This window comes from Streptomyces sp. Ncost-T10-10d, assembly GCF_900091955.1.
Taxonomy (GTDB): domain Bacteria; phylum Actinomycetota; class Actinomycetes; order Streptomycetales; family Streptomycetaceae; genus Streptomyces.
Genome location: NZ_FMDF01000115.1, coordinates 1 through 5,040 on the forward strand (window position 1 = coordinate 1; position 5,040 = coordinate 5,040).

At 68.3% G+C, this 5,040-nt stretch carries 6 protein-coding genes; 4 read left to right on the plus strand and 2 right to left on the minus strand.

The features are described 5' to 3' along the window. A partial coding sequence (locus tag GA0115254_RS18940; RefSeq protein WP_256102663.1) for an ISL3 family transposase occupies positions 1 to 795 on the minus strand: 795 nt, incomplete at its 3' end. Positions 796 to 1,148: 353 nt separating this feature from the next. On the opposite strand from GA0115254_RS18940, the gene GA0115254_RS18945 reads away from it, so the two are divergent. Together GA0115254_RS18945 and GA0115254_RS18950 are read left to right on the plus strand one after the other, a co-directional pair. Next, entirely contained in the window at positions 1,149 to 1,577 is a 429-nt protein-coding gene (locus tag GA0115254_RS18945; protein ID WP_093896494.1) for a VOC family protein, read from the plus strand. 168 nt (positions 1,578 to 1,745) lie between these two features. After that, positions 1,746 to 2,864 carry an NADAR family protein gene (locus GA0115254_RS18950; RefSeq protein ID WP_093896495.1) on the plus strand — a complete coding sequence of 373 codons (1,119 nt, stop codon included), beginning with the start codon at positions 1,746 to 1,748 and terminating at the stop codon, positions 2,862 to 2,864. A 49-nt stretch (positions 2,865 to 2,913) separates the two neighbouring features. Here the strand turns inward: GA0115254_RS18950 and GA0115254_RS44550 are convergent, their stop codons facing one another. Beyond that, positions 2,914 to 3,462 (minus strand): hypothetical protein, encoded by a 549-nt coding sequence (locus GA0115254_RS44550; protein WP_176740186.1) that lies wholly within the window; start codon positions 3,460 to 3,462, stop codon positions 2,914 to 2,916. Positions 3,463 to 3,551: 89 nt separating this feature from the next. On the opposite strand from GA0115254_RS44550, the gene GA0115254_RS18960 reads away from it, so the two are divergent. Both GA0115254_RS18960 and GA0115254_RS47655 read left to right on the plus strand, forming a co-directional pair. Further along, entirely contained in the window at positions 3,552 to 4,337 is a 786-nt protein-coding gene (locus GA0115254_RS18960) for an SDR family NAD(P)-dependent oxidoreductase (RefSeq protein WP_256102664.1), read from the plus strand. Positions 4,338 to 4,607: 270 nt separating this feature from the next. Then, positions 4,608 to 4,844: a hypothetical protein gene (locus GA0115254_RS47655; RefSeq protein WP_370740894.1), complete on the plus strand. Its 237-nt coding sequence runs from the start codon at positions 4,608 to 4,610 to the stop codon at positions 4,842 to 4,844. Positions 4,845 to 5,040 lie beyond the last annotated feature (196 nt).

Consider the following 5,040-nt stretch of genomic DNA (forward strand, 5'->3'; position numbering starts at 1 on the left):
ATGCCGTGGGCGACGGGTGCGCAAGCAGTCGCGGTGGGCGGCGACGCAGGTCTCCACGGCCCGGCCGAGGCCCTGCCACAAGTGGAACCGGTCGGCGACCTGCAGAGCGTCGGGGGCGCCGCGCCGGGCGCCCTCGGCGTAGGCGCCCGCCCGGTCGCGGCAGATGATCTCCACGCCGGGATGGCGGATCAGCCAGGCGGCCAGCGGCGTGGCTTCACGGGTCGGTAGCACGTCGATCACGCGATGGTCTTCGATGCTGGTCAAGACGGTGGAGTAGGTCTGGCCGCGGCGGATCGCGAAGTCGTCCACGCCCAGCACGCGCGGCGTGCTGAACCGCGGATCGGGCAGTGCCATGACCCTGCGTAACAAGGTCATCCGTCCCGCGCCGAAGCCCAGCTGGGCCGCCAGCCGGGCGCCGGCCCGCCCCGCCAGGGCGAGTCCCACTCGCTCCAGGGCGTGGTTGAGCCGCGTGGTGAACCGTGCGTGCGGGGCGGCCAGCTGGGAGAACGGTTCGGCGAACGTCCGGCGTCGGCAGCCGGCCGATCCGCAGATGAAGCGCCGGACCGTCAGCCGGATCACCAGGCCCTGCTCAGCGAGTGGAAGGTCCTTCAGCCTGCGCTGGTAACGGTCGTGGACTCGGTCCGAGAAGCGGCCGCAGTCCGGACATGCGGCCCCGGCCGCGCGGCCTTTCGCCACCACCTCGACCGTGCCGAACGCGGCCGTAACCGCCTCGACATCCACATCGTCGATCCCCTCGAACACCAGCGAGTCCCAGAACGGTGCATCGGTCTGCATGACCAGCACCATCACCGTCCACAACCGCCCGCAGCAGCGGCCGGCACACACCTGAGGGAGCGTCAATATCGATCCTCGGACGACACGGCGTACGCCGTCTCACACCAGCCGGTCCCCTCGCAATCGAACATCGAGGTAACGCTCTGCGACGACTCCCCAAGATCTGTGCCAGAACCCATTTCTCATGAACATCGAACACGCCGCCGGCCACGCGCTGCTCGGTGAGGCGTACATCGGCTGTCGCAACTCGTGAACAGAGCCAGTTGACGCTGCTCATGTCACGCGAGACCTCGACCCGTATGCCGTGGGACCCCGGGATTTCGGTGAACGGCACGCGCCAATATGGTGGTTCGATGACGTCGATCAAGAAGTTCCAAGTGACCTTCGACTGCGCAGAACCCGAGCGCCTCGCACGTTTCTGGTGCGAGGTGTTGGGATACGTCGTACCGCCGCCGCCGGAGGGGTTCGTCACCTGGGATGACTTCAAGGGCTCGCAGCCACCTGAGCAGCGGGATTCTTGGTTCGCCTGCATTGATCCCTCAGGTGTGGGCCCGCGGCTGTACTTCCAGCGCGTCCCCGAGGGGAAGGCCGCCAAGAACCGGGTGCATCTTGATGTGCGGGTCGGCACCGGACTCGTGGGTGAAGAGCGCCTCGCCGCACTTGAGGCCGAATGCGCACGGTTGGTCCCGCTTGGCGCGGTACACGTGCAAACGCTGTACGACGGCAACGATTCGTGCATCCCGATGCTGGACATCGAGGGCAACGAGTTCTGTATCGACTGAGGGCCGCGAACGTGTCCCCGTTCTGTCCCCGTACGAGAGGACCTTCTTCAGGTGCCGGGCGCCGGGTGGGAGACCCGTGGAACCCGTCCCGGCCGGCGCGGACCATTCGGTGATCCGGCCCGGGGAAAATCAAGGTCCACTCGGCGGTCACTGCGACACAATCACGGGATGATTGGCAACCGGATCACCTATCGCACCGCGGACGGCGTCCGCATACCCGGAACCTGGCGGCACGCCTTCATCCGTAACGGCAGCTACTTCCTCACCGACCTCTTCATCTATGCCGACGGACTCATCGACTGCTGGGGCCTGGTCACCATCGAGGAGTTCGAAGAGAAGCTCCGGACCGGCTGGGTGGCCACCATCCTCCCAGACGGCGCCGAGGTATCCGCGCATGATCTGGCGCACTGGAAGTTCAGCGAGCCCCGGAGTCGGCTCACCCCTGAACTGCTGGTCGCCGAAGTCCGCGACACCATCGACCAGCTGAACCGCCGGCCCGACTCGACCGGCCGTTGCCTGGCCGCCGTCGACGCCTTCCTCGCCGATCGGACAGCGGAGAACCGGGCGGCAGCACACACTGCGTTCCTGGCCATCCCGGTCTCACAGCGCCGCTACGCGCTGGGCGACATGGACAGCAAAGACTGGCCACTGCGGGTGCTGGTGGCAGGACCCGGAGGCCGGACCTACCTGCCGAGTGACCCGCCGGTCTCACAGGAGGCATACGACAGGGCCCTCGCGTACTTCGAGGAGCGCGCCCGCTGGGGTACGGAGCGGCATACGCGTGTCCCATCAGACGGACCGGCAGCTCCGCACGCCCCGGCAGTCCAGCTCTACCACTCTTATCCGACGAAGCCGGTGGCCGATCCCGGCCGGTTCGGACTGCGCAACGACTACCCCGCCCCGATCACCGTCGGGGAGGTCGTCTACCCCTCCGTCGCCCATGCCTACTGGGCCCTGTCGGTCGCTCAGCCGGAGGTCCGCAGCGCGATCACGGCGGCGGACACCGCTGCCGCAGTACACAAGCTCGCGGCTGGGACACCTCGCCATGAGGGCTGGGAGCACATCCGCACCGCCGTCATGACCAGCCTGCTCCGCGCCAAGTACGATCAGCATCCCGAGCTGGCCGAGATCCTGCTGGCGACGGACGACGCCACCATGATCTACGACGACATGGACTCAGCCTTCTGGGGTGACAACGCCGGCCGAGGCCGCAACTGGACGGGCCGTCTCCTCGAACTTGTCCGCTCCGAACTGCACATGCAGCGAAACGGGATCCCCGGGCTGTGACCGGGCCAGGTGTGTAACTCCAAGGCCAGCCGGTCTTCGTTGAGACTGATCAAACTTCCCTACGTCGTCTGCGGGACCGGGCGAGCCCTTCGTATGGTTGGCCCACCCAGGGGCGTCGGGTGTGGTTTCCGAACTTCTGCCGCTTGTGGCTTTCACCGATTGGCCGCCCGGCGCCCCACGACGACTCGGCTGCCGATGCCGTCGGGTCCAGGCTCGCCCCGGCGTGGGTGAGCGGTGTGCAGGCCGGGTTCCACACTCCGAGGATCTCGGCCGTCTCGCAGCGCAGCCGGCCCGGCTTCCGGTAGCGGGCGCCGTAGGGCGCGAATGAACCGCCAGGATGTTGCAGGGCGACGGCGATGATGTCCGGCCCGTGGTCGTCACCTGGCCGAGGATGGGCCCTCTCCACGAACGGGCCGACCCGCACAGCGACGTCCTGGCAGCGGCCCGGCGTCCAGGGTTCCGGGGTGCGCAGGGCGGTGAGCATCGCGCGGAACGCGTCGACGGCGGCCTGGTCCTCGGGGGAGAGGGCGGTGCTGGGGATGCGGCCTGCGGGCGACGAAGCGAGGGTGATCCCATGACTGGCTTCAGAGGACCGCACGGACCGCGAGTGCTGGGCCGGATGCGTCGACGGCGGCGCACCCGGCCCATGACCACCGGCACATCCTCGCAACGGAAGGAAGGCGCCTCGTGACAGCAGTGCACAGCTCACGCTTCGAGGGCAAGGTCGCTGTGGTGACCGGCGGCAGCCGGGGCATCGGCGCAGCGGTCGCCACGCGGCTGGCCGTGGAGGGTGCCGCCATCGTGATTGGCTACCGGAGCAACCAGGAAGCGGCGCAGGCCCTCGTCTCCGCACTCACCGCGGACGGCCGCCGCGCCCTCGCACTGCGTGCCGACGTCGCCGACCCCGACCAGACCAAGGCACTGATCGAGCGGGCCGTAGCCGAGTTCGGGCAGCTCGACGTCCTGGCATCCTGCGCGGGCATCGAGCACTTCGACGCTCTGGAGAACATCACCCCAGCCGACTTCGACCGTGTCTTCGCGGTCAACATCCGCGGCCAGCTGTTCGCCACCCAGTACGCCGCCGCCCACATGGGTGCAGGCGGCAGGATCGTGCTCACCTCCTCCATCAGCGCCTCCCGCGCAGTGTTCCACCACACCCTGTACGCCGCATCCAAAGCAGCCGTGGAGGCGATGGTCCTCAACCTGTCCGCCGAACTCGGCCAGCGCGACATCACCATCAACGCCATCGCCCCCGGTGGCACCGCCACCGACATGGCCGCCGAAGTCGGCGCCCTCTACCCGCACCCCCAGTTGAGGAGCACCATGCCCCTGGACCAGTGGATCGCAGTGCATGGCGCGCTCGGCCGTCTGGCGCGACCCGAGGAGATTGCCGCCGGCTACGCCTTCCTCGCCTCCGACGACGCCGCTTATATGACAGGCCGCACCCTGCCCATCGACGGCGGCTTCTTCTGAAGGAGGTGGGATGACGCGGCACGCGGCCTTGACGAGCGGAGGTCATCAGGCGGCCTGTGGCTGTGTGCAGCGGGTTCACGAAGGCGCTCGTAGGCTACGCACTCACTGACTGGCAGTGGCCGGCTGAGATGGCCGCTGTCACTCACCCCGGCCCCGCACGCCGACGGCTCCTGACGCGCGATCACGCACCACCTTCGATGCGTTGCAGAGCGTCGCCTCGGTGGACGGGATGCGGTTCGTTGTGCCCGTGCCTTCGGTGTATCCGGAGGGCTGCACGGTGTTGCGCTCGGCCAGTTCCTTGGCTTCGACCAGGATGTCGATGACCCGACGCCGGGAGGCTGGGGCATCGTCGACGGCCTGCGGGACCGGTTGACCCGCTTGGGCGTTCCTGCCCTCGGCGGGCCACCTGTCGGACATGGCTTGCACCCTCCAACCACCCCCCTCGGTACACAGGCCACGATCGACACCGCTGCAGGAACCCTGACGGTTGAGTCGGCCGTTGCCTGACCGGCGTCGGCCACCCATGGTGAATGACTGCCCGGTCCTTCACCGTGCCGGCGATGGGGTGCTGTGCCGGGTGGTTTTGGCACGGCGACGGAAACCCGGGAGTCGGGGTGGGACCGGCCGCCGTCAGGGGGACTTCACGGCGTTGATCACGGTGTATCCCATCTTGTCCCGGCACAGGGTGAGGATGCGTGGGTAG